General features: G+C 55.6%; 1 protein-coding gene. It reads left to right on the plus strand.

Annotated features, from left to right (window positions below; genetic code table 11):
- Positions 1-1,182 (plus strand): IS4 family transposase (locus tag FD744_RS25200; RefSeq protein WP_160870030.1); only part of this gene is annotated, 1,182 nt, incomplete at both ends.

The raw sequence follows: 1,182 nt of genomic DNA on the forward strand, positions 1-1,182 counted from the left end.
TTTTTTTATGCAGCTCAGTCAGGCCCTTGATATCGTCTCTCGTTACGATTCTCTTCGTAATCCTCTGAATACGCTCGCGGATGTTCTTGACCCTGCGCTCATCAGCCGCTGCCTTGAGGAAGCTGGCACGGTCACGCTCCGTAAGCGCAGACTCACTACAGATATGATGGTCTGGTGTCTCATCGGCATGGCCCTTGAGCGCAAAGAACCCCTTCACGCCATCGTTAATCGCCTTGATATTCTTTTACCTGGAAACCGTCCTTTCGTTGCGCCCAGTGCCGTAGTGCAGGCAAGGCAGCGGCTGGGGGACGACGCTGTACGGCGGGTTTTCGAACAGAGCAGCGAGCTCTGGAATGCACAGACTTCCCACCCTGACTGGTGTGGTCTGACGCTGTACGCTGTTGACGGCGTTGTCTGGCGCACGCCAGAAACACCTGATAATGAGAAGGCTTTCGTCCGTTCAGGCACGGTGGCAGGCGCCTCTCCTTATCCGCAGGTTCGCATGGTCTGCCTGATGGAACTCACCAGCCATCTTATCAGCGGCGCCGCGATGGGCTGCCAGAACGAGAATGAGATGGTGCTGGCAGAAGGTCTCATTGAACGCGCGTGCGACAACAGCCTGACCCTCTTCGATAAGGGCTACACGTCATTCGGTCTGCTTAGCGCCTGGCATGAGGCCGGCGAAAATCGTCACTGGATGATAGCGGCACGTAAAGACCTGCAGTACGAAGAGGTACGTCGTCTGGGGAAGGGAGACATACTTATCCGGGTAAAAACCTCCGCTCATTCACGGAAGAAATGGCCGCATCTGGCGGCGCACACAGAGATGAGGATGATAAGCCGGGAAATAAAAGGCCGGACGTGGCGGTTCCTGACGTCGATGACGGATGCGATGCGTTACCCGGGTAAAGAAATAGCGGATCTCTACAGTCATCGCTGGGAGATAGAGCTGGGATATCGTGAAATAAAGCAGGGTCTCCAGGACAGCAGGCTCACGCTTCGCAGCAGGAAGCCGGAGATGATAAGGCAGGAGCTGTGGGGCGTGCTGCTGGCCTACAATCTGGTGAGATATCAGATGATAAGAATGGCCTCAACGCTGAAGGGATACTGGCCTAACCAGCTCAGCTTCAGGGAATCGACAGCGTGGGTGATGAAACTGCTCTGGACACTTGAAGGCGCTTC

The organism is Pantoea sp. Taur (assembly GCF_009830025.1).
Taxonomy (GTDB): Bacteria; Pseudomonadota; Gammaproteobacteria; order Enterobacterales; family Enterobacteriaceae; genus Pantoea; species Pantoea communis.